Origin of the sequence: Nesterenkonia sp. Act20 (genome assembly GCF_019173455.1) — a bacterium.
GTDB lineage: Bacteria > Actinomycetota > Actinomycetes > Actinomycetales > Micrococcaceae > Nesterenkonia.
Genome location: NZ_JADPQH010000001.1, coordinates 1751806 through 1777686, shown reverse-complemented (window position 1 = coordinate 1777686; position 25881 = coordinate 1751806). Strand labels below are relative to the sequence as shown.

At 62.0% G+C, this 25881-nt stretch carries 27 protein-coding genes and 1 tRNA gene; 10 read left to right on the top strand and 18 right to left on the bottom strand.

The genetic code is table 11. The features are described from left to right. Window position 1: 1 nt before the first annotated feature. The 4 genes from IY716_RS08185 to IY716_RS08170 all read right to left on the bottom strand — a co-directional run bounded on the left by IY716_RS08185 (window position 2) and on the right by IY716_RS08170 (window position 4902). Window positions 2–1207 (bottom strand): Gfo/Idh/MocA family protein, encoded by a 1206-nt coding sequence (locus IY716_RS08185; protein WP_255316472.1) that lies wholly within the window; start codon window positions 1205–1207, stop codon window positions 2–4. Window positions 1208–1218: 11 nt separating this feature from the next. Beyond that, window positions 1219–2271 carry a substrate-binding domain-containing protein gene (locus IY716_RS08180; RefSeq protein ID WP_218221052.1) on the bottom strand — a complete coding sequence of 351 codons (1053 nt, stop codon included), beginning with the start codon at window positions 2269–2271 and terminating at the stop codon, window positions 1219–1221. 64 nt (window positions 2272–2335) lie between these two features. Beyond that, window positions 2336–3385: an ABC transporter permease gene (locus IY716_RS08175; protein ID WP_218221051.1), complete on the bottom strand. Its 1050-nt coding sequence runs from the start codon at window positions 3383–3385 to the stop codon at window positions 2336–2338. Next, on the bottom strand, window positions 3382–4902 hold the full coding sequence (locus IY716_RS08170) for a sugar ABC transporter ATP-binding protein (protein ID WP_218221050.1): 1521 nt from the start codon (window positions 4900–4902) through the stop codon (window positions 3382–3384). The genes IY716_RS08175 and IY716_RS08170 overlap by 4 nt, the downstream gene beginning before the upstream one ends. 106 nt (window positions 4903–5008) lie before the next feature. On the opposite strand from IY716_RS08170, the gene IY716_RS08165 reads away from it, so the two are divergent. Further along, complete coding sequence (locus IY716_RS08165; protein WP_218221049.1) at window positions 5009–6226, top strand: ROK family protein; 1218 nt, start codon at window positions 5009–5011, stop codon at window positions 6224–6226. On the opposite strand, the gene IY716_RS08160 is transcribed toward IY716_RS08165, so the two are convergent. Beyond that, window positions 6216–6482: a hypothetical protein gene (locus IY716_RS08160; RefSeq protein WP_218221048.1), complete on the bottom strand. Its 267-nt coding sequence runs from the start codon at window positions 6480–6482 to the stop codon at window positions 6216–6218. The two genes, IY716_RS08165 and IY716_RS08160, sit on opposite strands and share 11 nt — an antisense overlap. 71 nt (window positions 6483–6553) lie before the next feature. Between IY716_RS08160 and IY716_RS08155 the strand changes: the two genes are divergently transcribed. Beyond that, window positions 6554–7267 carry a dienelactone hydrolase family protein gene (locus IY716_RS08155; RefSeq protein ID WP_218221047.1) on the top strand — a complete coding sequence of 238 codons (714 nt, stop codon included), beginning with the start codon at window positions 6554–6556 and terminating at the stop codon, window positions 7265–7267. Continuing rightward, a complete protein-coding gene (locus IY716_RS08150) occupies window positions 7260–8144 on the top strand; it encodes a LysR family substrate-binding domain-containing protein (protein WP_218221046.1) in 885 nt (294 codons plus the stop codon). Before IY716_RS08155 ends, IY716_RS08150 begins: the two co-directional genes overlap by 8 nt. Here IY716_RS08150 and thiE read toward each other — a convergent pair. From thiE to IY716_RS08130, 4 genes are all read right to left on the bottom strand, one after another. Continuing rightward, complete coding sequence (gene thiE, locus IY716_RS08145) at window positions 8041–8769, bottom strand: thiamine phosphate synthase (protein WP_218221045.1); 729 nt, start codon at window positions 8767–8769, stop codon at window positions 8041–8043. The two genes, IY716_RS08150 and thiE, sit on opposite strands and share 104 nt — an antisense overlap. Window positions 8770–8878: 109 nt before the next feature. Beyond that, window positions 8879–9433, bottom strand: a complete 555-nt coding sequence (locus tag IY716_RS08140; RefSeq protein ID WP_218221044.1) for a type 1 glutamine amidotransferase domain-containing protein — start codon at window positions 9431–9433, stop codon at window positions 8879–8881. 100 nt (window positions 9434–9533) lie between these two features. Further along, on the bottom strand, window positions 9534–10145 hold the full coding sequence (locus tag IY716_RS08135; protein WP_255316471.1) for a malonic semialdehyde reductase: 612 nt from the start codon (window positions 10143–10145) through the stop codon (window positions 9534–9536). Between the two features lie 106 nt (window positions 10146–10251). After that, window positions 10252–11514 carry a phosphatidylserine/phosphatidylglycerophosphate/cardiolipin synthase family protein gene (locus IY716_RS08130; protein ID WP_218221042.1) on the bottom strand — a complete coding sequence of 421 codons (1263 nt, stop codon included), beginning with the start codon at window positions 11512–11514 and terminating at the stop codon, window positions 10252–10254. A gap of 131 nt (window positions 11515–11645) precedes the next feature. Between IY716_RS08130 and IY716_RS08125 the strand changes: the two genes are divergently transcribed. From IY716_RS08125 to IY716_RS08115, 3 genes are all read left to right on the top strand, one after another. Then, window positions 11646–11716, top strand: a tRNA-Gly gene (locus tag IY716_RS08125). A gap of 467 nt (window positions 11717–12183) precedes the next feature. Further along, entirely contained in the window at window positions 12184–12546 is a 363-nt protein-coding gene (locus tag IY716_RS08120) for a hypothetical protein (RefSeq protein ID WP_218221041.1), read from the top strand. Beyond that, the gene (locus IY716_RS08115; protein ID WP_218221040.1) at window positions 12536–13222 is read left to right on the top strand and encodes an RES family NAD+ phosphorylase; all 687 of its coding nucleotides are present in this window, start codon (window positions 12536–12538) and stop codon (window positions 13220–13222) included. Before IY716_RS08120 ends, IY716_RS08115 begins: the two co-directional genes overlap by 11 nt. 80 nt (window positions 13223–13302) lie before the next feature. On the opposite strand, the gene IY716_RS08110 is transcribed toward IY716_RS08115, so the two are convergent. After that, complete coding sequence (locus tag IY716_RS08110; protein WP_218221039.1) at window positions 13303–13605, bottom strand: Lsr2 family protein; 303 nt, start codon at window positions 13603–13605, stop codon at window positions 13303–13305. Window positions 13606–14085: 480 nt separating this feature from the next. Between IY716_RS08110 and IY716_RS08105 the strand changes: the two genes are divergently transcribed. Then, window positions 14086–14643 (top strand): MarR family winged helix-turn-helix transcriptional regulator, encoded by a 558-nt coding sequence (locus IY716_RS08105; RefSeq protein ID WP_369699638.1) that lies wholly within the window; start codon window positions 14086–14088, stop codon window positions 14641–14643. 237 nt (window positions 14644–14880) lie between these two features. Here IY716_RS08105 and IY716_RS08100 read toward each other — a convergent pair whose 3' ends face one another. Both IY716_RS08100 and IY716_RS08095 read right to left on the bottom strand, forming a co-directional pair. Next, entirely contained in the window at window positions 14881–15300 is a 420-nt protein-coding gene (locus IY716_RS08100) for an ATP-binding protein (protein WP_218221038.1), read from the bottom strand. 144 nt (window positions 15301–15444) lie between these two features. Then, the gene (locus IY716_RS08095) at window positions 15445–16593 is read right to left on the bottom strand and encodes a PP2C family protein-serine/threonine phosphatase (protein ID WP_369699637.1); all 1149 of its coding nucleotides are present in this window, start codon (window positions 16591–16593) and stop codon (window positions 15445–15447) included. Window positions 16594–16910: 317 nt separating this feature from the next. On the opposite strand from IY716_RS08095, the gene IY716_RS08090 reads away from it, so the two are divergent. Continuing rightward, window positions 16911–17486: a recombinase family protein gene (locus tag IY716_RS08090; protein ID WP_218221036.1), complete on the top strand. Its 576-nt coding sequence runs from the start codon at window positions 16911–16913 to the stop codon at window positions 17484–17486. 29 nt (window positions 17487–17515) lie between these two features. On the opposite strand, the gene IY716_RS08085 is transcribed toward IY716_RS08090, so the two are convergent. Next, window positions 17516–19855 carry an AAA family ATPase gene (locus IY716_RS08085; protein ID WP_218221035.1) on the bottom strand — a complete coding sequence of 780 codons (2340 nt, stop codon included), beginning with the start codon at window positions 19853–19855 and terminating at the stop codon, window positions 17516–17518. Between the two features lie 682 nt (window positions 19856–20537). Here IY716_RS08085 and IY716_RS08080 point away from each other — a divergent pair. Next, complete coding sequence (locus IY716_RS08080; protein ID WP_218221034.1) at window positions 20538–21113, top strand: DUF3887 domain-containing protein; 576 nt, start codon at window positions 20538–20540, stop codon at window positions 21111–21113. 27 nt (window positions 21114–21140) lie between these two features. Next, window positions 21141–21590, top strand: coding sequence for a hypothetical protein (locus tag IY716_RS08075; protein ID WP_218221033.1), 450 nt, complete (start codon window positions 21141–21143; stop codon window positions 21588–21590). 415 nt (window positions 21591–22005) lie between these two features. Here the strand turns inward: IY716_RS08075 and IY716_RS08070 are convergent, their stop codons facing one another. The 5 genes from IY716_RS08070 to IY716_RS08050 all read right to left on the bottom strand — a co-directional run bounded on the left by IY716_RS08070 (window position 22006) and on the right by IY716_RS08050 (window position 25527). After that, window positions 22006–22803: a cytochrome c oxidase assembly protein gene (locus IY716_RS08070; protein WP_218221032.1), complete on the bottom strand. Its 798-nt coding sequence runs from the start codon at window positions 22801–22803 to the stop codon at window positions 22006–22008. Between the two features lie 27 nt (window positions 22804–22830). Beyond that, window positions 22831–23322 (bottom strand): DUF2243 domain-containing protein, encoded by a 492-nt coding sequence (locus tag IY716_RS08065; protein WP_218221031.1) that lies wholly within the window; start codon window positions 23320–23322, stop codon window positions 22831–22833. 117 nt (window positions 23323–23439) lie between these two features. Further along, window positions 23440–23625: a hypothetical protein gene (locus tag IY716_RS08060; RefSeq protein WP_218221030.1), complete on the bottom strand. Its 186-nt coding sequence runs from the start codon at window positions 23623–23625 to the stop codon at window positions 23440–23442. A gap of 72 nt (window positions 23626–23697) precedes the next feature. Beyond that, entirely contained in the window at window positions 23698–24159 is a 462-nt protein-coding gene (locus tag IY716_RS08055) for a DUF2892 domain-containing protein (protein WP_218221029.1), read from the bottom strand. A 702-nt stretch (window positions 24160–24861) separates the two neighbouring features. Continuing rightward, window positions 24862–25527 carry a haloacid dehalogenase type II gene (locus IY716_RS08050; RefSeq protein ID WP_218221028.1) on the bottom strand — a complete coding sequence of 222 codons (666 nt, stop codon included), beginning with the start codon at window positions 25525–25527 and terminating at the stop codon, window positions 24862–24864. Window positions 25528–25881: the final 354 nt, after the last annotated feature.

Genomic DNA, 25881 nt, shown 5'->3' with positions numbered 1-25881 from the left:
CTCAACTCCGCTCGAACTCGTGGACTGCGGTCCACTGATTGGCTGCGCCGCTGGAGCGCTCGATCGCGTCCAGCACACGCTGTACATGCAGGCCGTCCTCAAAGGATGGCCGCGGGTCCTCGTCGGCTGCGATCCCCCGCACCAGGTCAACGACCTGATGGGTGAATCCATGTTCGTAGCCGAGACCGTGGCCGGGCGGCCACCAGGCTTCTACGAAGGGGTGGTCCGGTTCGGTGGCGAGGATCCGGGTGAACCCCGCGGTGCGAGCCGAGGTGGTGGCGTCGTAGTAGTGCAGGACGTTCATCTCCTCGAAGTCGAAGCAGAGGGCTCCACGGGACCCGGAGATCTCGATGCGCATCGCGTTCTTGCGACCCCAGGCGAAGCGGGATGCCTCGAGGATCACCGGTGCCCCCGATTCCAACCGTCCGGTGACCAGCGCTGCGTCGTCCACGGTCACTGGACCCCGCTCTGCTCCGGCGACGCCGCCAGCGAGTCCGGCACCTGTGCCGTTCTGCTCCGCCACCGGGCGCTCGGCCACGATCGTGTCGAGGAGCCCGGAGACTCCGGCGAAGCGCTGGCCGGTGAGGAAGTACGTCAGGTCGATGATGTGCGCTCCGATGTCGCCGAGGGCGCCTGAACCGGCGCGCTCCTTGTCCAGCCGCCAGGACAGCGGGGCTGACTCGTCCGCGAGCCAGTCCTGAAGATACTGGGCGCGCACCTGCCGCACCTCTCCGATCTTTCCTTCGAGAATCAGCTCGCGTGCCAGCTGAAGCGCGGGCACCCGCCGATAGGTGAAGCCGACCATGGCGTGAACCCCCTGCGGCCGTGCTCGCTGCGCGGCGGCGTACATCCGTTCCGCCTCCGCCACGGAGTTCGCCATCGGCTTCTCCACCAGGACATGTTTTCCTGCCTCGAGGGCCGCCTCGGCGATCTCCGCGTGGGTATCGCCCGGGGTGCAGATGTCGATCAGGTGCACATCTTTGCGTTCCAGGACCGCGCGCCAGTCCGTGGAGACCTCCGCCCAGCCCAGGGTCGAGGCGGCGGCCTCGGCCCTGGGCTGGTCACGGCCCACCAGCACCTTCATCTGTGGATCCAGCGGAAGGTCGAAGAACCGAGGTGCAGATCGCCAGGCGTGGGAGTGGGTGCGTCCCATGAAGGCGTGGCCGATCATGGCCACGCCGAGGCGCGGCTTCGCTCGCTCTGCCATGACGGCCTCTCTCAGGACTCGAAGGCGTTGGGCAGGTACTGGTCCACGTTGTCGGCGGTCACGACCGGGGCGAAGAGCTGGATCTCGCGCGGAACCTCGATCTGAACCAGGTCGCCCATGGCCCGGTCCTGGGCCAGCAGGCGAGCCAGTCGCACACCGTCGGCGGCCTGCGTCGCGGGGTAGACGACCGTGGCCTCGACCACGGAGTCACCGGATTCGATCTCGCGCATCATGTTCGCCGATCCCGCTCCACCGACCATGAAGAACTCGTCGCGTCCGGCATTCTCGATGGCGGCCAGGACACCGACGCCCTGATCGTCATCGTGGTTCCAGATGGCGTCGATCTCAGGGGCTGCCTGGAGCAGGTTGGCGGCGGCACTCTCACCGCCGGCCACCGTGAAGTCGGCGGCGACGCGGTTGTCGACGTCGAGGCCGCAGTCGCTGAGGGCCTCTTCGAACCCGTCGCTGCGCTCCTGGGTCAGCGGCAGCGAGTCAATGCCGGCGATCTCCGCCACAACGGCGTCCGGGTCATCGCTGAGCTGCTCGCAGATGTACTCACCGGCCGAGACGCCCATGCCGTAGTTGTCGCCGAGGATCGTGGTGCGGGCGGCGAACGGGCTGGAGAATTCGCGGTCGACGTTGACCACGGGAATGCCGGCCTCCATCGCCTCGATGGCGATCTCGGTCAGCGCCGCCCCATCGAAGGGGAGGACCACAATGGCGTCGACTTCGTCATTGATGAACTGTTCGATCTGGCTGATCTGCTGGTTGACGTCGTCGGTGCCTTCCGAGACACGCAGATCCACATCGTCGAACTCGTCCCCCTGGGCCTGGGCACCTTCGGTGATGGCGCCGATCCAGCCGTGCCCGGCTGCGGGTCCGGAGAAGCCGATGACGACATCTTCGCCGGGCTCCGAGTTCTCACCGGCGGGCTGGGCTTCCGCGGCTCCGGAATCACCCTCGGCCTCCACCTCCTCGGGGTCATTGGAGAGGCAGCCGCTGATCAGCAGCGTGACGGAGACGAGGGCGGCGGCTGAGAGGTAACGCGGGGTGATGCGAGACATGATTCCTCCTGATGAGTGGTGATTCAGCTGTGCGAGTGGGTTGATTCGGGAGATGTTGATCGGGTCAGGTTCGGCTGTGGCTGGAGAAGCGCTGTTGCAGCAGCACGGCCCCGACGATGATGGCGCCCTTGACCACGGCCTGGACCGAGGAGTCGAGGTTGTTCAGGACGAAGACGTTGGTCAGGACCTGGAAGACCAGCACGCCGAGGACGGTGCCGAAGATGGTGCCGCGGCCACCTGCCAGCAGGGTGCCCCCGACGACGACGGCGGCGATCGCGTCCAGCTCGTAGAGGTAGCCATGCGTCGAGGAGCCGGAGGTGGTCCGGCTCAGCATCATCACGGCCGCGATGCCCGCGCAGAGCCCGGCGAGGCTGTACACCATCACCAGATGTCGCTTCACCTTGATGCCGGCGAGCCGGGCAGCTTCGGGGTTGCCGCCGACGGCGATGGTGCGGCGGCCAAAGGTCGTGCGGTTGAGCAGGAACCAGCCCGCTGCGGCGACGAGCAGGAACACCCAGACGATGACTGGTATCCCAAGAATGTCCCTGCGGAAGAAGCTCAGGAATCCTGGGACGGTGACGATCTGGGTCTGTCGGCCCGAGATGAGCTCGGCGAACCCACGTGCCGCGACCAGCATGGCGAGCGTCGCGATGAAGGGCACCACGCGTCCATAGGCGATGATCAATCCGTTCAACAGCCCGGCTGCCGCACCCACCCCCATAGCGGTGAAGACCATGATGATCCAGTGGAGATCCGTGGCGATGGCCTGGGTGCCCAGCGTCGACGCCCAGATGGTGGCGAGCCCCATGACGGAGCCCACCGAGAGATCGATGCCTCCCGAGGTGATCACGAAGGTCACCCCGATGCTGATGACCCCGACCACCGCCGCCTGCTGCAGGATGACCATGAGGTTGTCCAGACTCAGGAAGCGGTCTCCGCCGGTGATGATTCCCAGGACCACCAGAGCGCCCAGAGCGAGGATCAGACCGAGACTGTGTCCGAGGCTCAGGTTCGAGCCCGCGACGGACTTCTTGGGCTTGCTCTCCTCCGGGCTCAGATCGCGGCCCGGGGTGTCGGCACCGGTGTGGGCCCCTGTTGCTGTTGTCTCACTCATGTGTGAGCTCCTTCCATGACCAGATCAAGCACCCGGTGTTCGTCGATGTCGTTGGAGGGGCCGGTGTGGACGACTCGGCCATCGGCGACGACGAGGATCCGGTCAGCGAGCCCCAGAACCTCCTCGATCTCGCTCGAGACCATCAGCACGGCGGTTCCCTGCCGGCTCAGCTCCCTTACGAGGCTGTAGATCTCCGCCCGAGCGCCGACGTCGACGCCGCGGGTCGGTTCATCCAGAAGCAGCACGTCGCACCCGTGCACCAGCCAGCGCGCCAGCATCGCCTTCTGCTGGTTGCCTCCGGAGAGTGTGCGAATGTTCGGTGTCACATCAGCAGGGGAGAGGTGCAGCGACTCGGCCTGTTTCTGTGCCGCCGCGCGCTCGGCCCGTTCGTTGAGCAGCCCCGATCTGCCGAAGCGAGCGAAGGTGGAGAGCGTGATGTTGCGGTAGATGGGCTGGTCCAGCAGGAGGCCCTGGCTCTTGCGCTCCTCGGGTGCCAGACCCACCCCCTGGTCCACCGCACTTGCGATCGAGCCTCGGCGCAGCTTCTTGCCCTTGATCCGTACCTCTCCGGCGGTGGCTCGGCGAGCTCCGTAGACCGTCTCCAGAATCTCCGACCGCCCGGCGCCGACGAGGCCCGCGAGTCCGACGATCTCGCCGGGACGGACGTCGAAGGTGACCGGTTCGAAGACGCCGTCGATGGCGAGCCCGTCCACCTCCAGCAGCGGATCAGAGCTGGTGGGGCCGCTCGCGGTCCCGCCGAAGTCGGAGGTGACCTCATGGCCGGTCATCAGCGAGATGAGTTCTCTGGTGGGCGTGTCTGTGACGGTGAGACTGGTGGCTGCCGTGCGTCCATCTTTGAGAACGGTGATGCGGTCACCGATCTGGCGGATCTCATCGAGCCGGTGGGAGATGTAGACGACTGCCACGCCCTGATCTCGCAGCGAGCGGACGACTCGGAACAGATTCTCGACCTCTTCGGGGTCAAGCACTGCCGAGGGTTCGTCCATGATGATCAGCTGCGCCTCATGGGACAGCGCGCGAGCCATGGAGACGATCTGCTTCCCTGCCGCAGAGAGTCGCCCGACCTCGCGCTGCGGTGGAATCTCGGGGTGACCGAGCCGCTGGAGCAGCTCACGCGTCTGTTCGAGAGCGGCCGAGCGGTGAAGCACCCCGCCGGAGCTGAGCTCATGGCCGAGGAAGATGTTCTCGGCGACCGTGAGACCGTCGACGACGTCGAGCTCCTGGTACATCGTGGCGATGCCCATGCGCAGCGCCGCCATCGTGGTGGGAATGGTGACCGGCTCGCCCTTCCAGCTGATCTGCCCGGAAGTGGGCTGATGCGCTCCCGCGAGGACCTTGATCAGGGTTGATTTGCCGGCTCCGTTCTGGCCCAACAGGCAGTGGACCTCGCCGGCACGGATATCGAGGTCGACGCCGTCGAGGGCCTTGGCGCCGGGGAAGTGCTTGACGATGTCTCGCATGCTCAGAAGCTGGTTACCACTGCTTTGTGTGACCATGCTCACAATCTAGGGCCACTTCTGTCGCGAGTCAATCAAAAGATAGTCGCAAGTTGAAAAACTTCTGATATTCCGAAGACGGAAGTTCGGGTGGTTTACTTGGGCCATGGCGTACGTGTCCGTGATCGAAGAGCAGAACAGCGCAACAGTGGCGTCCGCAGGGAACAATCTGCCGAACAGCGCAGGTGCCCTGTTCCAGCTGCTGCGGGACGGTGTTCCGCGCACCCGCGCCGATCTGGCGGAGATGACCGGCTTCGCGCGCTCGACCATCTCCGCGCGCGTCGAAGAGCTGCTGGCGTCTTCACTGATCGCCCCCGCGGGAGAGACCACGTCCACCGGGGGCCGACCGCCGAGCACCTTCGCCTTCAACCCGGAGGCACGCTCGGTGCTAGCGGTGGATCTTGGCGGAACACATGCGAGGATCGCCGTGACGGACCTGTCTACCCGCGTGATCGCTGAGCGGGAGCAGGACCTCGACATCACCCAGGGGCCCGTGGCGGTTCTGGATGCCGTGGGCAGAATAGCCTCGGAGCTGCTCACCGAGGCCGGGCGCACGCCTGGTGATCTGCTGGGGGTCGGAGTCGGCGTGCCCGGCCCGGTGGAATTCGCCACGGGGCGCCTGACCAGTCCGCCGATCATGCCGGGATGGGATCACTTCGATATCCCGGGACACCTGCGCCAGTGGTTCCCCGTGCCGATTCTGGTGGACAACGACGTCAATGCCATGGCGCTGGGTGAGCACGCCGTGAAGTATCCGGATGTCTCGAACATGATGTTCGTGAAGGTCGCCACCGGCATCGGTGCTGGGATCATCAGCGATGGCCGGTTGCAGCACGGCGCGCAGGGCGCGGCAGGGGACCTTGGTCATATTGCGATCCCGGACGGCAATGAGACGCCGTGCACCTGCGGCAATACCGGTTGCCTCGAGGCCGTGGCCTCCGGCCCGGCAGTGGCCGCGCAGCTTCGCGCGAGTGGATTCGACGTTCCACATCATGCAGCGCTGCTCGAGCTGGTGCGCTCCGGTGACCTGGAGGCCCTGCGCACGGTGCGTCAGGCCGGTCGCGACGTCGGTTCCGTGCTGGCCAGCTGCGTGAACCTGCTGAACCCTTCTGTCATCGTGATCGGTGGCGTGGTCTCCACTGCGGGGGAGCACTTCCTCGCCGGGATCAGGGAAGCCGTGTACTCACGGTCTCTGCCGCTTGCCACCCAGCACCTGCGTATCCTCGGCACGCAGACCCGTGGACAGGCGGGGATCCTCGGCGCTTCAGCGCTGGTGACCGGTCACGGCCTCTCGATCAAGAACGTCAATCGACTCATCGGCTGACATCTTCGGCAGCAGCAGCACCTTGCTCGGATTCGGCGGCAGCGCCTCGTTCGGCACCGGGTGCGGCAAGTGGTTCGGCATCGGGCTCTGCCCGGCGGCCACGCAGCGCGAGGAGCAGGGCCGCCAGCAGCATGGCCAGCGTGAGGCACCATCCGAGCACCGGTGCGACGTCGGGCGCCTGCGGAATCGCCGAGAGCACGACCCCGATGGGGGCGAAGAACAGCAGGGCGTTGACGGCGTTGCGGTGTCGTCTCATCCATCCAACCTAGCCGACCGTCTAACGGCGCACCTGGTTGTGGTGCAGCGCGGATTCGTTAGAGTCGGGGCATGAGTGAACAGACCCCACACCAGAACACCACCTTCGCGATCACCCCATCTGCCGAGGGACCGAGTACGGGCCACGGCTACCTGGCGGTCCCCGAGAGCGGCTCCGGGCCCGGCGTCATCGTCATCCAGGAGTGGTGGGGTCTCACCGACCACATCAAGGACATCGCCGATCGACTCTCGGCAGCAGGATTTGTGGCGCTGGCGCCGGACCTCTACGGGGGTCGGATCACCCACGACGGCGAGGAGGCCGGCGAGATGATGTCTCAGCTGCCGGCTGAGAAGGGCGCGCAGCTGCTGGCCGGAGCCACCGACTACCTGCTGGGCCTGGACTCCGTCACCTCCAAGACCGTGGGCACCATCGGCTTCTGCATGGGCGGCGGCTTCGTTCTCGCCATGGCCGCTCAACAAGGTGACAAGGTCTCCGCGGCGGTGCCGTTCTACGGCGTGGGCCAGGGTGTGCCCTCGAGCTTCACCGGTCTCGCCGCGGCAGTGCAGGGACACTATGCCGAACAGGATCAGAACTACCCGGTGGAGAAGGCCCGCGAGCAGGAAGAGCAGATCCGTGCGGAGTCCGGCGCCGATGTCACCTACTTCTACTACGACGCCGGCCACGCCTTCCACAATGACGAGAACCTCATTGGAACGTATGACCCGGAGAAGGCCCAGCTGGCCTGGGACCGTGCGGTGACGTTCCTTCGGGACAACGTTGTCTGAAGCCCCCTCCTCGGCAGACTCGGAAGCGTCTGAACCCGCACGCGGCCTGCGCTTGGGGGCCATCCCCGGGGCAACGCCGGATAAGTGGGTGACCCGGTGGCGGGAACGCTATCCGGACTTCACGCTGAGCGTGGAGAACTTCGATGAAGCCGGTCAGCTGGAGCGGGTGCGGGCCGGGACCATCGACGTCGGCTACATCCGTTTTCCCGCCGAGGCGGAGGTCAGCACCGGCGATGACCTGCACCGCGTGTGGCTCTACCGCGAGGACCCGGTGGTCTGCGCCGCCCGCGAGCACTGGGTCGCGGCGGCCGAGGAGTCGGTGAGCTGGCAGGAGATCGCGGCAGAGCCGTTCTTCGATGCGGCAGCGATGCTGGAAGATGCGGCAAGCCGCGATGCTGGCAACGCTGGTAGTGCCGTCGGGGTCGACGGCTTGGGCGGCTCAAGCGGCGCGCAAGATATCCACACACCGAAGCTGGGCGTTGACCTTGCTGCCGGGGAGCGTATGGCGCTGGAGGTCGTGGCCTCCGGCGCGGGGTTGCTCATCCTGCCCCACTCAGTGGCGCGGATGCTCTCACGTCGAGATGTGGTCATCCGCCAGGTCGAGGACCTTCCGGGCTACGACGTCGGACTTGCCTGGCTGCGTGACGCAGACGGGCCGGTGATCCAGGAGTTCATCGGAGTTGCCCGTGGACGCAAGGCTGGCAGCGGCCGCAGTGAGATCATCGCGGCCGCTGAGCCCAGGAGCAGTGCGAAGCAGGCGAACCCCAAGGACTCTAGGCGGGGAGCTGGTCGCGCAGCGCCCGGGCGCTCGCGGCAGGGTCCGAAGCCTGGGTCACGGCGCGGACAACCACCACGCGGTCGGCGCCGGCCGCGGTGACCTCGCCGATATTGGTCTCATCGATCCCACCGATCGCGAAGAAGGCCTTCGCGCTCTCCAGCGCTGCGGCCTGAGCAGGCAGCTCGAGACCGACGGCGGCGCGGCCGGGTTTGGTCGGCGTCTCCCAGATCGGACCTGTGCAGAAGTAGTCCAGGCCGATGTCTGAATCGGCTTCGCGCACCTGCTCGATGGTCTGACAGGACCGGCCGATGACGACGTCGTCGCCCAGTATCATTCGGGCCTCTTCCGTGGACAGGTCATCCTGCCCGACGTGGAACACATCGACGCCGGCGATCGCAGCGACATCGGCACGGTCGTTCGCTGCGGAGAGCCCGGCGTATTCATCCGCGACCTGCCGCAGCAGGACCAGCGCGGCGATCTCCGTCTGCACGGTGACATGCTTGTCTCGGACCTGGATGATGTCCACGCCACCAGTGAAGGCCGCGACGAAAAACTCGCGCAGGGCATCGAAGTCCAGCTCATCTACGGGTCCGGCCTCGGGGCGCGTGATGAATCGCTGCAGGTCGGTGCACACGTAGAGACGAGAGGCGAGCAGGCGCTCCCGTCGCATGCGCCCCAGGTGTTTGGGGTGCGGAGTCTCTGCCATAGGCTCATTGTCAGTCATGACTCCAGATTAGGGCACCTCCACCTAGCTCGCCGCGCCCAGCGCTCAGATACACAGAAACGGCCAGGACCTGTTGCAGGTCCTGGCCGCTTCTCGTCGAGCTGGGGTATCAGCCTTGGGCGACCAGCGTGAGGAACGCCTGGTTGAAATCCTCCAGGTCATCGGGAGTCCTGGAGGTCACCAACCCGTCGCTGGTCACGGCCGACTCGTCGACCCATTCGGCGCCGGCGTTGCGCAGATCCGTCTTCAGCGAGGGGAAACTCGTGACGCGACGGCCCTTGACCTGATCCACCTCGGTGAGGATCCACAAACCGTGGCAGATGGCGGCCACCGGCTTGCTCGCGGAGAAGAATGCAGACACGAACTTCTGGGCATCCTCATTGATCCGCAGGGTGTCGGCGTTGAGCGTGCCGCCGGGAAGGACCAATCCGTCGTAGTCGCTCGCCGCGGCGGAAGTCAGCTGCACGTCGATGTCGAAGTGCTCGGAGTGCTTCCAGTCGCCCTCCATCGCCTGCAGCGACTTTTCATTGGGGGAGACGATCTTCGCTGTACCGCCCGCTGCCTTGATGGCGGCGATCGGCTCCTTGAGCTCTGGAAGCTCCACGCCGTCGGTGACCAGCAGTGCGATGGTCTTGCCGGTGATCTGTGGTGAGTTCTCTGTCATGATGATGCTCCTTCTTCCTCGGTACTTCATCTCTGTCACTGGCGTCAGGTTTTCACGTGCTCAGTGACCTGTCGAATCTTGGAACGTCACTCTCGAAACCTCAGAGGACCAGCGCGGCTTCGGTGAAGTCGAAGCGTGCGCCGCGCGGGTACTGCGCATCCTCATGGTCGCTCGGGCCGTGGCCGACATTGAGCACCATGAGCGTCTTCCACCCGGTCTCGGCGTGTACCTCAGCGTCGACCCCGGGTGCATCCAGTCCAGCCATGGGGCCGACATCGAGACCATGTGCGCGCAGTGCCAGGATGAAGTAGCCGGCCTGAAGGAACGCGTTGTCCCGACCCATCTTCTCGCGGAACTCGACCCTCTCGGCGAACTTCTCGCGCAACCCTTCCACGTGGGGAAACAGCGTCGGCATGTGCTCATGCCACGCGGGGTCGTAGGCCACGACCACGGTCATCGGTGCAGCGGAGGTCTTCCGGCTGTTGTCACCCTTGAAGTGTTCGACGACGGCTTCGCGCCTGGCTCCGGGCTTCAGCACTGTCAGCCGCATCGGCTGAGAGTTCATCGAGGTCGGCGCCCAGCGCGCGTCGGCGTAGGCCCGCTCAATGAGATCCAGGTCGACCTCCCCGTCGGAGAAGAGGTTCGTCGTGTGCCGCCCCTCGAAGAGTTGATGCATCGTCTCGCGGTCCACGGTGCTCAGTGCTGTCGGCATGGCTTCTCCTGGTTTCTTCATCGATCAGCGCTCGGAGGCGGCTGCGTCATGTTCCGAAGAGCGTCAACGCACAGACAACCGGCGATCTTCCCTGCGGGCGGCTGAATCAGAGCACGGGACGGAACGGGGTGAGCGCGAACTCCGTGGCGCGTGCCATGGGGTTGCGATCCCGCCAGGCGTGCGGGTCCACGATCTCGCAGTGTTCCGCGTCGCTGTGGAAGACCTTCTCCATCTCAGCCGCGAAGCCTGGATCGACGATCTCGACATTGGACTCGTAGTTGAAGGAGAGCGAGAGTCGGTCGATGTTCGCGCTGCCGACGGTGGACCATTCGCCGTCGATCGTCGCGGTCTTGGAGTGCATCATCGACGTGGCGTAGAGCAGGATGGTGATTCCTGAGTCGAGCATCTGTCCGTAGAAGCCGCGGGACACCCAGTCGCCGAGCACATGGTTTGACACCTTCGGCACCATCACCCGCACATCCACGCCTCGTTCGGCCGCCCGTTTCAGGGCGCGCAGGATCTGCTGGTCAGGAATGAAGTAGGGCGTGGAGATCCAGACGTGGTGCTGCGATCGCTCGATCGCCTTGAGGTACATGTTCCGGATGGGATATACGAGGTCGATCGGCAGGTTCGCGGCCACCCGCACGGTGGGGTCCCAACTGGTCGGCGGAACCCAAGGAATCTGCTCCTCGGTGGCGCGGTCCTCGTTCCACTTGCGCGCGATAGTCTGGCGAAGACCCCATGCGGCGGGGCCCACCTCACGCAGGTGGGTGTCCCGCCATTCGCGGGCGAAGAGTGAGCCGATGTTGTAGCCGCCCACGAACCCGGTCATGTCATCGACCACCAGCACCTTGGAGTGGTTCATCCCGGTGTAGCGCAACGGCCCCTTCCACACCTTCCGGCCCACCGCCGGCAGCCGAAAGACGTGGACGGAATCCTCGAGCTGACGATAGAAGGCGCTGGGCACCACGAGGTTCGCGAAGCCGTCGTAGATGACATAGGTGTCGACGCCGCGGCGGGCCGCCGCGTTGAACGCTTCGATGAACCGCTGCCCCACCTCATCGTTCTTCCAGATGTAGGTCTCCATGAAGATGGAGCGCTCGGCAGAGTCGATGGCCGCGATCATGTCCTCATAGAGCGAGGCGCCGTCGGTGTAGATGCTCAGCTGTGACCCCTCGGCCTGGGCCTGGAAGGTCCCCGGCCGGGGAGCTCTGCGCTGTTTGCGACTTCGGCGCTTGACCAGGTCCAATGCCACCACCGAGGCGGCGGCCACGGTGGGCACCGCGGCAGCCGTGGCCGCTAGGGTGCGCAGTGTGAGGGGAAAGATGCGCGTGTGACCGGGACGGCGCCTGGACCGGGATTGCCTCATGGCCTTACTCTAGCTTTTCGGCGATACGGGACCTGAGAAGAAGCCACGTTGAAACCCACCGGGGTCTCGGTGCTGCAACTCACCTGGTAATCTCGAGTCAGGTCATCACGCCTCGTGCTGGCGACCGAATTGCGGGCGTAGCTTAATGGCAAAGCTTCTGCTTCCCAAGCAGACGACGCGGGTTCGATTCCCGTCGCCCGCTCTCGAAGAACCAGGGCTGGTCGAGAACCAGGTCTGGGCTAGAAATTCTACAAAACCACTGATCAGGACCCCTCTCCGACTCCGGAGAGGGGCCCTTTCTGCGTAGTGTGGAGGCTTAGGATCTTGGTGTCGTGATGGTGAAATGGCGAAGAGTGGTAGTAGTAAGTGTTGGGTACGGTGCGCCTTGTGTGCCCCGGAATCTCGCGGATCTTATCTGGCAGATCTAACCGGTGCGCCCCGGTGCGCCCCAGGCTCTCCTGATAGCAAGGTTGAGGAATCAACTCGACGACAGGGACTTCTGACGCGTCTAGGTAGACCTCGGCGTCGTGGCCCAGGATGAGCACCTGGCGACAGTGACGCCTCGCCCTCCGGATCAACTTCTCTTGGAGAACGGCGACCTAAAGGGGAGACAAATTAGCGACTTTAGTGCGACAATAGGTTGCAATACAGCTATAGGAGGTGGCATCGATGAGTGAGACTGTTCGTACGCACTCAGCCGCGGAGTTCCCGATCAGGGGGGTCGCGGAGATCGTCCAAGAGCTCATAGAGGTCTTCGGTCCCTCGTTGCTGTCCTTCATCATGGAGGTCGACAACCGGTCTTTGCAGCGTTGGGCCGGTGGTCACGGCATTCGGTATGACTCAGAGAAGAGAGTTCGGGATCTCGATACCGTGTTCACGTTCCTGCGGCAGAAGGAGGAGCCTGCCACGATCAGGGCATGGTTCATGGGGATGAATCCCCAGCTCGATGATGCTTCTCCGGCTGAAGCGATCCGCGATGGAGCTGCCCGGGACGTCATGGCCGCAGCGCGCGCGTATCTCAATGCTGCCTGAACACCTCGGAACCCCCGCCATCAAAGACCTCCACGACGCGCGGCTCTTTCGAGTCGCTCGAGCGGAGAATCCCTTCTACTGGTCTGAGATCTCTGCTGAAGACAGCCCGCGCAAGCATGCGGGCAACCGTTTCGACGTCCCCGGTCATGGGGTGCTGTATTTCGCGAGTTCCCTTGAGGGTGCCTACGCGGAGACTCTGGCTCGGTTCCGACCATCACCTGCCATCAGGAAGCACGTGGCAGAACAAGACGCAGGCTTCATGATGGTCGGAGGAGTGCCGCGGGATTGGCGAGACAAGCGTACCGTCGCAGAGGCCGTGCTCAGCGACCCTTTGCCTTTTCTTGATGTGGAGAGTGCGAAGACTCACGAGGTTCTTACCACTGCGATGGCGGCAGAGCTGGTCGACCTGGGGGAGGGGGTGATTGACGTGGCCAGTGTCCGCGGACGCAACCGACTACTCACGCGGGCTATCGCTTCGTGGGCCTTTGATCAGCGCGACGCCGCTGGCAGGCCCGTCTATGGGGGTCTGCGGTATCTCTCCCGCGTGGATACTCGGTTTGAGTGCTGGGCCGTCTTCGGCGGGGCGGAGTTCCGGGAGACCAAGACCAGCCCCATCGATCCCCAGGCGCCCGAGCTGGTGTCCATCGCGGAGCTCTACAAACTACGAGTCTTCTAATCGCCGGTCAGATTGGGGCGGAGTCTGGAAGCGCACATGCGCTTCCAGGCCCCACCCGTCTGTGAAGAGCGTGTCGTGGGTTAGCGCTTCTTGGCGTTGCGGTAGGCCTCGACGATGTCACGGTGCAACCGGCCACGGGCGGAGACCTGATACCCGTTCTTCGTTGCCCACTCACGGATCTGCCGGGCCTCATTCTGTGGCGACGGGGGCGCGATCGCGCGACCCTTACGGATGTACTTCTTCAGCGTCTCGCGAAGCTCCTTCGCGTGCTCATCGCTGAGGTCGATCTCATAGAACCGAGAGTCCAAACCAAAAGTCACGGTCTCGTTTGCTTGACTGGCGTCGAGATCATCCACGAGCACCACTTCTACTTTCTGAGCCATCTTCAAACACCTCACTGCGTCAACGAGGGTGAGGCAGTCACTGCCTCACCCTCTGGGTCATTCTCTACAGGGAACGTTCCCTCCAGAAGCTTTTTCTGATATTCGATGCTAAGAAAACTGTAATCTATGCCAAGAAGTGTGGCGTGCAGTTTTTCTTCAGCTAAAAATTGGTTTCTATGCATCGATGAGAGATTGGTAGTAGCGGTCCGTTACTCGTCTGTTCCGTGAGCTTGCTTGGGGTTCTCGGTACATGCTGTGAGCGAGACTGCCCATACCGGTGACTGTCGCCGAAGCCCAGGGAGCTGTGTGGCAGCAATGGCGTCGACCGCATGGACACGATCGGTTCTGAGCGGGCTATCTATATAGTCAAATATGATCAACAGCTATGTTGCCTAGGGCGGCCAGCATGTTCATAGGCATCAATGCGGTGGGCATCTACGTGGAGGGATTCACGCTGGTGGAGTTCAAAGAAGGAGCACCGTGAATTCAGAAGGTTCTGACGCGACTAGTAGCGAGAAGACGGCAGAAGAGCCTGCCGAACAGAGTGGGTATTGGTATCAGCACAATGACGAGTCGGGCTCCTCGATTGAGTTGCTGAATCTGTTGCGCCAGTACCAAGAGGCTCAGAGGCAGATGCAGGTTCGGACCCGCGAACTGATGCGGATGAGTGAGAAGGATCTGACAGCTCTGCGTTTCCTGATTCGCGAACGTGAGGCTGGCCGTATGCTCCGGCAGACGGACCTGGCGTTCGAGTTGAAGATGACGACTGCCTCAACAAGCGTGTTGGTCGACCGGCTCTGCCGCGATGGTCATCTGCTCCGGGTGCCCCACCCTCACGACGGTCGGTCCGTGGTTCTGGAGATCACCGCTGAAGCGCACGAGAAGGTCAAGGCGACTCTTGGTGGGATGCGCTCCGGGATGCTCGAGGCTACGGAGGCTTTGACGGAACAGGAACGCGCCGGTGCAGCGAAATTCCTGCAGGGACTGGTGAGAAGTGTCAGCGACACTGGGACGTACGGCCGGTTGAGCAGCAACTGAGCCTGCCGAAGAGAGCCCCACACGACCTGCCGGAGAAGGGAAAGCTCGGACAGGTGGTGAGAAGTGGACCATCAAGAGTCGCCTCCGATTAGAGGAGTCTTCTCGCGAGGGCTTTGGTTTGGTGTTACACCGGACCCAGACCTTCGTATTGCCTCAACCTGCGGGCACTCTGTGAAGGGGACTGCTCAGCTTCACGCGTGTTGATGCCATCAACCCTCGGGTTTATGTTCCCGGCCGTTACCTCGTTGGGCGGCGGTTTCTGACCAGTGTCCAGATGTGGCCGTCGTTGACTTTGTGGCTGAGCTCGTCGAGTGCCATTTTCGCGATGGCCAGGCCTCTGCCCGACTCGGCCAGTTCCTCTGGCATCACCGCTTCGTCCAGCGGAATGTCGACGGGCTTGGCGTCATCGTGGAACTGAGCCCTCAGAGTTTCCTGGTTTACTGCAAGATCAGCTCTCACCGTGACACCGGAATCTTGGTCGCAGTGGGTGACGATGTTCGTCACGACCTCACTGACCGCTAGGGAAAAGAACGTGCGGTCCTCATCCGAAATGTCCCGAGGGGCACTGCAAAGATCCTCTACGGCGTCCAGAACCTGATCGACGAAGCCGATCTCAGCAGTCCCCACCAGGGAGGCGTGTGATGTCTGGTCCTTCATTGTTCAATAATACAACCACGCCGCAATAGCCCATTGTCGCTATAGATATTCTGAGGCCACTCCCTCCACGACACGCAGCCTGGTAGGTCCGCATCGAGCTACCCGTGCAATGCGAGTGGCCCCGAGTTGGGTCAGGGGGAAGTCTCAGTGATCTCTTCTGACCACGACGGCGGTGACGTCATCAGTAGCTTTACTCACTACCGCGCGCCGCAACGCTTCCTGCACGGCCCCGTCCACACCGTATTTGGCCAGGATTTCATCGACCTGGGCGAAGGGATCTTCGAGGTCGAGCATGTCCAGCACTCCGTCGCTGCAGCACATGAGTGCATCCCCGGGCCTCAGATGCGCCGTGGCCAGTCTATGGGGATCTCCCATGCCCATCGCCAAGGGCAGGCCGGTGGAGTTCAGGTGCTCCCAGCTGCCGTCTGTACGGTGAATGAAGCTGAGACTGTGTCCGCCATCGACATAGCTGACCTGCCCGGATGCGGTGTCGATGTCGGCGCAGAAGAGGGTGGCGAACATATGCAGATCCCCGATGTCTTGTTCCAAGATCGCATCGATCTCGGCCACAACAGTCAGCAGTGGGCGTTCTGGTGCGGTGCGCATCGACGCGCGGATCGCGGAAGCGATGATGCCGGCACCGGTGCCTTTGCCCATGACATCAGCCAGGGTGACGCGCAGCTGACCGTCGCGGAGCACCACGTCGTGGAAGTCGCCCGAGACGCAGCCAGCCGGGGCGGAGCCTGCCGTGACGGTGAACCCAGCGGGCTGGGGCAGGTCGCGGGGCGTCAGTGCCCGCTGGACGACGGCGGCGTGGTCGAGTTCCTGCTGCTGGGCCAGCTCGGTTTGGACCCAGAGAGCGAGATCTTTCAGCAGATCTCGTTCGCTCTTGTCCAGGGTGCGTGGCTTGGTGTCGAGGATGCAGAGTGTGCCTACCTGCTCGCCGCCGGCTGCTTGTAAGGGATGGCCTGCGTAGAAGCGCAGATGGGGATCTCCCGTGACGAAGGGATTCGAGGCGAAGACTTGGTCTTGGGAGGCATCTTCGATGACCATCGTTCCGGTCTGGCGAATGGCGGCGTCACAGAAGGCGTCTTGTCGTGGGGCTTCGGGTCCACCGAGGCCGATTTCGGATTTCCTCCATTGGCGATCTCGGTCCAGGAGGGTGACGCTGACCATGGGGACGTTGAAGATCTGCTGGGCCATGCGTGTGATTCGGTCCACGCGTTCATCCGGAGGGGTGTCGAGGACTTTAAGTGCATCGAGTGCTTGTTGTCTGCGTGTTTCATCCAACACGAGCTACCTCTATTTCACCGATCAGAAACGTGGCTGTCCCATTCAGGACGAAATTTAGCATGGGGACTATAGATACTTCTGTCGAAGGTGGTGGAGCATGCGAGCTCGGACCAGCTGTGTGGCTACTCGCATTTCAGTTGAGCGGGTTCGGCCGAGTTGTTCTATAAATCAGTAGTTTTATAAGACACTCGGCAGGGGCTCTGCTGCTCACTTCCAGCTTCGCGTGAATCCGGCGTTCGCTATGTCTCGTTAACTTGTCTCGACGTAATTCGTCTCAGAAGGCGTCTCTGGCCACGTTTGTGAGGCATTCTTGTCCCATGAGGCTTCTGGGGTACACGCGGGTCAGCACGGCGAGTCAGGATTCACAGCTGCAGGTCGATGCTCTGCTGGGGGAGGGGGTGCAGCGTCGGGATGTGTTCTTCGATGTCACCTCCGGATCGAAGACCGCAGTCTCCCGTCCAGGAATGAAAAGGCTGCTCGAGTATGCCGAGTCCGGGGACACCGTGGTGGTTTGGCGAGTCGACCGGTTAGGCAGGTCGTTGATCGACGTGTTGAACACGGTGAATCTTCTCCGGGATAGGGGAGTGGCGGTGAAGTCCATCAGCGATGGGATTGACCCTGCGACCTCGACGGGCCGGCTGATGTTGAACATGCTGGCCACGCTGGCGGAGTACGAACGGGAGCTCATCACTGAGCGAGTCAACGCCGGCATCGCGGCTGCAAAACAGGGCGGCACACGGTTCGGCCGTCCACCAGCGGATCCCGCGGTGATCGCGGAGAAGCTTCGGGTGGTTCAGGAGGCTCGAGCTCGAGGTCGGACTGCGACTGAGGCGGCCAAGCTGGTCGGGTGGAGCAGGGCGACCTTCTACCGTCACCAGCAAGCAAAAGGGTAGGAGTCTAGTAGGCATCTCCTAGGTGTGGCCTACGGGGCGCCGTGGACCACACGGAGTGCTCGACTGGCAAAAGCTAGAACTTCGTGTTCGTCAGGTTCATGCTCACCTGCGTCGGATTTTGAGTCGTGGTGATAACGCAGACCGAAGTTGTTCAAGTGGTCGAGTTCTTCGAGGAGGGGTTTAGCGTAGGCGACGACATGATGACTGGGTGAGTCGCGGATGTGTCCTATGGCTTGTCCAAGCATCCGTTTGTCCTTCGGGATGAGTCCTCCCGGGAACCTTCTGTGGAGGTAGGACTCGATAAGAGGCCGAATGGCTTTGCCTGCGTCGGCATGAGTTACCGGTCTGCCGTTGAACTCCTGTCCTTCCAAGAAGTGAGTGATCGTCTGATGGTTGACGAAGTATCTACTCGCACACTCAAGATCTAGGTCGATATTCGCAAAGGACGAGTGGCCTCTATGGTTTCGCTTCAGTTGTATCTCGGTCGACAATCGGGGTTGCCCTGATTGGTCCGAGCCGGAACTGGCGACTCGGTCCCTGGTGTCCCTGAGGAACGTAGCGTCGTGGGAGAACACGATGACCTGAGCGCCCCGTCGAGAAATCTCATTCAGGTGATCGATCGCATGTGTGCGGCGATGCTTATCGAGACTCGTTACAGGGTCGTCAACGATAACTACCCGGCCCTGGAGGTTGGTCTCGGAAAGGATTACGGCACAGAAAAAGGCGAAGGCTAGAGTTCTCTTGTCCCCTTCGCTTAGCGCCAAGCGGAAGGGCGGGACCCCACTGGACACATCTATAGATTGCCCCTGAAGCTTCAGTGCGTAACTTCCTCGACTCCCGCCTCCGGCAAAGGTGGCAGTTACTTTTTCCACCGAGAACCCAGCGTGGAGTTCAAGCAGATGCTTGTTGATCGACTGCTCGAACTCAAGGAGCGTGGAGTTCATGGTTTCTTTTATTGTGGCCCTGGCCGCCCTTGCGTTGGCCTCATAAGTCTTGATGTCTCCCTGGAGTCGCGCTCGAGCAGCAAAGAGCTCTTGGATCTCTCGGGTTCCACGCAGTTCCTGTAATCTCACCGCCGCTAGATCGGCTTCCAGCTCGGAGACACTGCGTTTTACGAGAGACTCCTTGTAGGCTCCGATCTTTTGTTGGGCATCCCTTATAGTTTCGTTCGTCCTCACAGTGGTGGCGAGGACTGCATCTTCCAAGTCTCGACCGAACTGCCTCTCGTTGCTGAGGTCCGAAGCAAGGTCCATGCGTTCTTTCTTTGCTGCTAGGGACGCATCCAGCCAGTCACCCAAGGCTGCGAGGCGTTCATCCAAAGACTCCAGAGATGGCAATGGAGGCAGGTCGAGATGAGTTCTCCACGCCCTCAGCGACTCGTCCGCTTGTCGCCAAGCCGCATTGAGCTCTTTCAGCCGACGAGTCCTCGCTGAAACTCCAAGAGTCGCTTCGAGCGCCTCTAGACGTGACCACAGGTTGTTGTAAGCCTCGTCGAAGTAGGCGGCGTACATATCCACCAGATCGGTGCCCTCGAGACCCTGGCCGCAAAAGGGGCACTTGGAGTCATTGGGGAGTTTTGTGCCTTGCGCCAACCACGATTCTGGGTCGACTCGGGATCCGCGCTCTTCAAGATGCTTTACATGCCTCTTGACGCGTTCCCGAGCCTGACGATGGACCCCAGGAAGACCACTTTCCAGTACATCGAAGAACTCATCGGTGAGGAGACGTAAACCATCGATTTCTCGCGGTAGTGATTGACCATAAATTCGAGCTGCGTTCTTCCCATCGTTTAGAGCTACCTCAGCCTCGGAGATCTTCTCAGCTACCTCTGGAGGAACTGCTACTTTCTTGAACGAATCCACAGTGCACGAGCTGTCGACCACGTGCGCTGCACTTAGGATGTTGGATTCGTTTTGCCGAAGTTCCTCCTTGGCCGTTGCGAGGTTGCTCTGCGCCGTTTCGAGGACCGCCTCATGAGCAACGGCAGTCTCCCCTATTGCGAAAGCGAGAAGCTCAGCGCGGTGGGAGGGGCGCACTTCGCCGCCGGTGTGCACATTGCGCTCAACAAAAGCAGTGTCGAACACGGAGGTGTTCAGCGGTGCTCCGATCCATCGCTCTTTCGCGTATACGAGAGAGTCGCCGCTACCGTTCTCGAGTTTGATGAGCGCTGGTTGGTCGGTGCCGATCGCTTGTCGCTCAATAATTTCGTCAGTCCCACCTGTGCCCGCAGCTGAGAGGGCTGCGCAGAGTGTGGATTTGCCTTGTCCATTCCCCGCGTAGATCAAGGAGAGACTCTCGAGGGGGAAGCTCGTGCCGTCGGCGTCGTTGAACACGCCGACGCGAGAAATCCGGCGGATGAACTTGAGCATTTTGACTCCGTCTGTCTGTGCCGGGGCGGACTTTGCCCCTTGAATCCTGAGCTGAATTGGACTCCGGGATGGTGGAAACAGTACGTCAGACGATACCCAGTTGGATTCCTTGGTAACAGGCCGAAATTGAACACGCATAATGCGGAGGCAGTTAGGCTCGCCAACGTCGGGGTTATGGATGCTGGCCCAACCGTCCGACCCTTCGATAGGTGAGTTGTGCAGGATGTGCAGCTCTAAGCACGAAGCCGTCCTCTGCGTATAGGGGACCTTCATCGTGCTTTTAATCGGGCGGGGTATCCGTGCATTCCGATCCCAGCGTCTGTATGGCGTGATTTTGGTGTGGGGGAGTGCCCGGTGAGCGACCGGCTTACGGGCACTGGAGTGGACTTGAGTTTCAGGATCGCTGGCTCGTCTCTTTGATTCAGGCACCAGGGTCGGCAGCGAATGATGTGGCGCGTGTCGTTGCGTCGTACAGCAAGGTGTCCAGCGGGAATGTGCCGTCAGACCACCACGAATGGAGGCATGCTCTTTCAATCCAGATTTCTGGGACGGCGGTGCGCCGAAGTTTCTTATGCAGGGGATATCTACGAAACACGTTTCAGAAACAGCAAACTGGGACAGCGTCCAACCATTGGCCGCCCACTTATTGTTCGCGCCGTAGGCTTCTCTCTAACGTCAACCTATGGTTGACTTCTCAGGTGTGGAGGAGATTCGAGAAGCGAACCGCGAGTTGCTAGAAGCCCGCGCTCGTTTGTCCGTGGTCGTTTGGAACGCTCGACAGCGCGGAGCCACATGGGAAGAAATCGGCGAAGTTCTCGGAACCACGAAGCAGGCGGCGTATAAACGGTTCGGCAAAGCATGGACAACTTCAGGAGCGGCAATGGGCAAGACCAAAATCGAAGACGTTCTGACACTCACGGAATCGACGTACACCCATATCGCCCAGGGACAACCTCTAAAGGTCACTGAGCGGATGACGCCGGAGGCTGCTCAAGAACTTCAGCCCGAGACTCTGACGCGAGTGTGGGATCAGGTAGTGGCAGAGCTGGGCAAGTTCCTCAGCTGCACGGACACCCACGCACAAACCAGCGACGGAACAGTGCTGCCTGAAGATGAAGAAGTTCTAGGAACTGTCATCGGTGTGACGACGCTTCGCTTCGAAGCCGGCCAGATGATGGGAAGAGTCGCCATCAACTTCGAGGGCAACATCGCCGGGATCCTGATCATTGACCCTTCCTCGACCTCCTACCCCTTCTGAACTCAACGATCGTAGGACAAGCGCACTATGCCTCAAGAAGAGTGGTTTGGCCCCGTGGTCTGTTTCGACGGGAAACTCATCGTTGGCGACCCCGCGGAAGAGCACGTGACCCTCACCCCAGAAAGCATCGTCGGCCGGCCCAGCGACGCTCATTACAGGTGGGAGGAGGTCTACGAGATAGGACTCGTCGGAAAAACGAGTCCAAGACTATGGTCGGCCCTAGCCGCGAGCCCGGTGTGGTTACTTGCTGCCGCAGGGCTGGAGCTCGGATTTCCCGCTGCACGAATGCGCATCACGGTCCAGTCGAGTCAGGGCAAGGTAGAACTCCCCATTACTATGCGCGGACGACTTCGCCTGACCAGAAAAGAGGTCGAAACCATCGATACGCTGCTGCGGTGGTTAACTGCAGACTCATCGCATACTGAGGTGTTGAAGTCCCCGGAACGGGTTATCCAGAGGCTTCATCGATCCAGCTAGTTCACCGTAGAGACATACCCCTTTCGCCGAACAAGTATCCGAGCCAGTCTCCGCGCCTCCCACCCTCCTCACGAGGCAGTAAGCGGTGCAAGAGCGGCGCCGCTTACTGCTGCGTGTCACGCTCGGAGGTAAGAGCGCGATCGGTGAGCGATCGTTGACGCTGCTCGATAGCCGGGCGTCTTCCGGTCGCCCATGCTTCTTTCGAGGACTCCACGCGCGCTGAGGGATCCGTCTGCGGGCACCGCGCCCTCGGGTGGCACGTCAGTGCCCCCAAGACGACCGGGTTACGGGTACCGGCACGCACAAGAGGACAGTCCACACTAGGCCCAGGACGGTCCATGCCCTAGGCCTTGGCTGCCCGCCAACCGGGCAAACGAGAACTTGCCGTGGGTGGGGACGGCAATTCGCGCTGCTTTTAACCGGCGTGGTTCATCCCTTCGCGGTGGACGGATGCTGACTTTGGAATCGGTTTACGCCGGCGATACCACCACGCAAAAAGCATCACGGCCAGTGCAACCTCAGCGATGTCCCCTCCGTAATACATCCACTGAGCGGCAGCCTCCATGGTCGATCCGCCACTGTGGCTGTGGCCGTCTGTGAATTGTGCTGCATTGGCGTAGAGAAACTTGGCGAGAAACGCGTGGGCACCCGCAGCGAGAATGAGCACTGTTACCCGTGTGACCATCCCTGGGCGCCGAGGCGCTGGATCAGGACCGGCGATCGCCCACGTGTAGAGATAACCTGCGAGAAGGAAATGAGCCATGATCAGCCAATGGACCTCCGTACGTTCCATGCTGATCAAGTAGAGCGGAGTGAGGTAAAGGACGAACATCCCCCCGATATTGAGCAGGGCAGCCGCGATCGGATGGGATATAACGTGGACCAGCGTGCTGCGGAGAACTCGTGTCACTCCCCGCTGACCTCGTCGAGGCAGGCAACCCAGCAGAAGTGTCAGTGGGGCACCAAGGACAAGGCCCAGGGGGGCGTACATCCCTAGCAACAGGTGTTGAGCCATGTGGTAGCGGTGATCGTGGTGTGCGAGTTCGCTCAGAGGTGGGCTGAGAGCGGTGATCACCACAAGCACTCCGGTTATCCAGGCGAGGCTCCGCCACACAGGCCACGCTGGCAGGGTGCCAGGGCGCTTCAGCAGTGTCAGGGTATAGCCGCCGATAAGTGCACTGCCAATGAACGCCGGAATCCACCAGGCCGTCATCGTTGCTCAGACACCTGCGAGTGAGAATCAGAGACTGTGCTCACGCGCCTGCCGCACTCTCTGTCCGGCCCTCCAAGTGATGATCACACCGATGATGAGTAGGGCGGCACCGAAGAGATTCCATGCCAAGTCATAGGGAAGAATACTCTCAACGTCGTACCGGATCTGGTGCAGGCGCAGGACCTTGTGATTGACGATCCCATCGAAGAGCTGGAACGTCCCGGCCCCGAGACAGAACCCACCCCATGCTGAGGCCATACCCAGAGCCTGGCGACGGCTGAGGTCGGCAATCAGGAAGATGCCGGCCACAAGCATGATGAGCTCGGCGGAGTGGAGAAGGCCATCCGACAACAAAGCGATATCGGAGGTGCCGCGGTCATAGAAGTGGTGCCACGCAAGAATCTGATGAAAAACGATCTGGTCAACCGCCGCCATGATGGCGAACCCTAGAAGGCCCGCCACCCAGACGGATCGACGGTGATCAACTCCATGAACCCTCGGGTTCTGTGTCTGACTCATATTTCCGCCTCGTGAGATCGTCGGCGCTGAGGAGGCCAGTTCAGAACAAGTACCTCCCCCGCTCCCATCCTGCCCTCGTTGTCATCGACTGGCAACGAGGCTGGCTAGTCCGGGGTTTCAGGCGCCGAGGATCACGTAGTCACCGAGGGCCTCGGCGGATTCTGTAACGAGTTTCTGTTCAAAGGTGGCCTTGACCTCGATCCTGCGCAGGATGCCGACACCCTTTTCTGCCAAACCTTCGCGGGGAAGTTCTCCGGCTCGGGCGTAGGGCGACCGGACAGTGATGGTGCGGGTATAGGACATGATTGGGTCCTTCTCGAGGTGCTTCTCCTGGCTTTCTCTGGTTACGTGCAGAGCTTCTCCAGTGTTGGGTGTCTAGCGGGTGGCTCGGCGAAGCGCACCTTCGGCGTCGGGGGTGCCTGTGGGGGAGTCAAAATCACCACGAAGGACTTTAAGGGCGTACTTCTCTAGCTGGATCTCTTTCTGGGTGCGCACACCCAGGCGCCGGAAGAGCACCACAGGCGGGCACCAGCCTCGGACGGCGTGCTGGAAGAGAAATGGGAGAACCGTGCCTGGCAGTAGCAGCCATTTTTTGTTGACGGTCACCCCGAGCACCGTCCCCACCAAGGCCAGGGACGACGCGTTGAGTTCAAGGACGCGCTCGATGTCCCACTCACGTTCTAGGTGGCGGATGCGTGCGGAGACTTCCGACGCAGGTTTTCCCGCGTACCGCTGAAGACGCTCGATGATCTCCCGGTCCAGATCGGCTTGGGCGGAATCCGAGGTGACAGAGCGCACTGGATCAGTGAGATCGACAGTCGGCTGGGTGTTCTCCATAGCTTTCCCTCCATTGAGTCCTGACCGTCACTCGCAGAAGAAGAGACCTGAAGGATGGGCAGGAGTGTCGGCAACGACGCTAACCCCGCGTTTTTCATCCCTTCCTTGATGAGGCTTGAGCGTCACCCTACTCCCACGCCATAACCGGCTCAAGATGTTCAACCGGTGCAGTGCGGAGTCTTGTGCGCTGCACTAGGACGGGCGCTGGCGGGGTCCTGGGCCGGCCCTGCGCTCGTTCATGTCGTGCTGTGCTGTACTCCGGATCGTAGGCCCGCGCTTCGTCATCCAAGACTTTTCTCGGTGCTCATTCCTCGCCTATCTGGAGGCATTGGTCCGCCGGTCTCGGAGATCGCGGCCGAGTGGGAGCTGTTCAATGACCCCGAAGTTGTCGGCAGTTGGTATGGTCGGAGCGATCATGCTGGCTCTAGGTACCTCAGGACAGGATCCGTCCGAGTTCTCTGACTCCCGTGACGCACAGTTCCCGCGAGGGCCTCCGCTTATGTGACGCAGAAGCGGACATGTGGCGTCAGCGTGGGGTTCAGTGCACGTATACCCTGCCCGGCGGAAGCCCCGTAAGCCGACCGTCTTACGGGGAGTGCGAGATCAGATGCCCATTCGGTTGCTTATAGTCACCTGTATGAGGAGCCCGGCGGTGCTCGATGAGGGCCGCGTCTCGAGCTGATGCGTCGATCGAGGTTCTGGTTAGAGCGCGAGAAGCCCGTCGACCACCTCGACAAGATCCGCTCCCGAGACTTCAGCAGGAAGGAAGATCTCGCCGGGTTCGCCCTCGAGGCGGGAGCACCAGCCTGCCAGGGCGCCTGCCTTCATCGCCCCATGGCAGTCCCAGGCATGGACCGCCACCAGTGCCAGGTGGTCCATGGCGCAGCCCAGCGTCTCCGCGGTGTAGTGGTAGACATCGGGAGCTGGCTTCCATACCCCCACCGCATCAGAGGTGACGACGTGATCGACGTAGGAATCTAAGCCTGCTCCTTGCAGGAAGGAGCGCGTGTTCTCAGGGTCGCCGACCGTCAGGCACCCCACGGTTACTCCAGCCTCGGAGAGTTTCTTCAGGGCGGGAGCGGCATCGGGGAACGCGGGCATTGCGCTGAAACCCTCGAGCACGTAGTCGATTTCGGTGTCTGACATGGCCTGCTTCGTCTCGGTGCGCAAAGCCTGGCGTGCTGTACGTGTGAAATCGGCGTTGTCACCGGCGAGGGAGAGCGCCATGGCGTCGCGTTGAAAGCGCATGAAGAACGGGCCAAGTGTCGAAGCCGGTTGGCCGACCTCCTGCAGTCTGGAACCAATGGGGTCCAGATCGAGCAACGTCTCTAAGACGTCAAAAACCACTGCTTCAACGCGACCAGCCATGCGTGACTCCTTGTCAGCGAGAACTTCTACTCGTCGGCCACCTCTGGCCTTGTTCGCGCCAGAGGTTGTGTCGGTGCCGGCAGACCCATGATCTCCGCTCGACTCCTTGGTACACAATAAGCGCGCCCTCGAGACGACACCACTGGTTGAGCATCCGAAGTTCCTGAGCGGCGCCTCATCATCGTCAGCGGCGAGGATTGGTCAGCGTGAAGGTCGATTCTGCTATGGGCGCGCTGATGCGAATCGTCTCGCACATAGGCCCCTGGCCCTGACAGTCCATTCAAGGTCGCGGCTCGCTCCGCGTGGCGGCTGATGAACGAGCGCGACGAAGCCCCCAGGAATGCCCGGCGAGGC

Excerpts from the sequence above, each read along its gene's own strand:
- IY716_RS08185 (WP_255316472.1), bottom strand. The coding sequence starts at position 1,207 with ATGGCAGAGCGAGCGAAGCCGCGCCTCGGCGTGGCCATGATCGGCCAC.
- IY716_RS08180 (WP_218221052.1), bottom strand. The coding sequence starts at position 2,271 with ATGTCTCGCATCACCCCGCGTTACCTCTCAGCCGCCGCCCTCGTCTCC.
- IY716_RS08175 (WP_218221051.1), bottom strand. The coding sequence starts at position 3,385 with ATGAGTGAGACAACAGCAACAGGGGCCCACACCGGTGCCGACACCCCG.
- IY716_RS08170 (WP_218221050.1), bottom strand. The coding sequence starts at position 4,902 with ATGGTCACACAAAGCAGTGGTAACCAGCTTCTGAGCATGCGAGACATC.
- IY716_RS08165 (WP_218221049.1), top strand. The coding sequence starts at position 5,009 with ATGGCGTACGTGTCCGTGATCGAAGAGCAGAACAGCGCAACAGTGGCG.
- IY716_RS08160 (WP_218221048.1), bottom strand. The coding sequence starts at position 6,482 with ATGAGACGACACCGCAACGCCGTCAACGCCCTGCTGTTCTTCGCCCCC.
- IY716_RS08155 (WP_218221047.1), top strand. The coding sequence starts at position 6,554 with ATGAGTGAACAGACCCCACACCAGAACACCACCTTCGCGATCACCCCA.
- thiE (WP_218221045.1), bottom strand. The coding sequence starts at position 8,769 with ATGACTGACAATGAGCCTATGGCAGAGACTCCGCACCCCAAACACCTG.
- IY716_RS08140 (WP_218221044.1), bottom strand. The coding sequence starts at position 9,433 with ATGACAGAGAACTCACCACAGATCACCGGCAAGACCATCGCACTGCTG.
- IY716_RS08135 (WP_255316471.1), bottom strand. The coding sequence starts at position 10,145 with ATGCCGACAGCACTGAGCACCGTGGACCGCGAGACGATGCATCAACTC.
- IY716_RS08130 (WP_218221042.1), bottom strand. The coding sequence starts at position 11,514 with ATGAGGCAATCCCGGTCCAGGCGCCGTCCCGGTCACACGCGCATCTTT.
- IY716_RS08120 (WP_218221041.1), top strand. The coding sequence starts at position 12,184 with ATGAGTGAGACTGTTCGTACGCACTCAGCCGCGGAGTTCCCGATCAGG.
- IY716_RS08115 (WP_218221040.1), top strand. The coding sequence starts at position 12,536 with ATGCTGCCTGAACACCTCGGAACCCCCGCCATCAAAGACCTCCACGAC.
- IY716_RS08110 (WP_218221039.1), bottom strand. The coding sequence starts at position 13,605 with ATGGCTCAGAAAGTAGAAGTGGTGCTCGTGGATGATCTCGACGCCAGT.
- IY716_RS08100 (WP_218221038.1), bottom strand. The coding sequence starts at position 15,300 with ATGAAGGACCAGACATCACACGCCTCCCTGGTGGGGACTGCTGAGATC.
- IY716_RS08090 (WP_218221036.1), top strand. The coding sequence starts at position 16,911 with ATGAGGCTTCTGGGGTACACGCGGGTCAGCACGGCGAGTCAGGATTCA.
- IY716_RS08085 (WP_218221035.1), bottom strand. The coding sequence starts at position 19,855 with ATGCTCAAGTTCATCCGCCGGATTTCTCGCGTCGGCGTGTTCAACGAC.
- IY716_RS08080 (WP_218221034.1), top strand. The coding sequence starts at position 20,538 with ATGGTTGACTTCTCAGGTGTGGAGGAGATTCGAGAAGCGAACCGCGAG.
- IY716_RS08075 (WP_218221033.1), top strand. The coding sequence starts at position 21,141 with ATGCCTCAAGAAGAGTGGTTTGGCCCCGTGGTCTGTTTCGACGGGAAA.
- IY716_RS08070 (WP_218221032.1), bottom strand. The coding sequence starts at position 22,803 with ATGACGGCCTGGTGGATTCCGGCGTTCATTGGCAGTGCACTTATCGGC.
- IY716_RS08065 (WP_218221031.1), bottom strand. The coding sequence starts at position 23,322 with ATGAGTCAGACACAGAACCCGAGGGTTCATGGAGTTGATCACCGTCGA.
- IY716_RS08060 (WP_218221030.1), bottom strand. The coding sequence starts at position 23,625 with ATGTCCTATACCCGCACCATCACTGTCCGGTCGCCCTACGCCCGAGCC.
- IY716_RS08055 (WP_218221029.1), bottom strand. The coding sequence starts at position 24,159 with ATGGAGAACACCCAGCCGACTGTCGATCTCACTGATCCAGTGCGCTCT.
- IY716_RS08050 (WP_218221028.1), bottom strand. The coding sequence starts at position 25,527 with ATGGCTGGTCGCGTTGAAGCAGTGGTTTTTGACGTCTTAGAGACGTTG.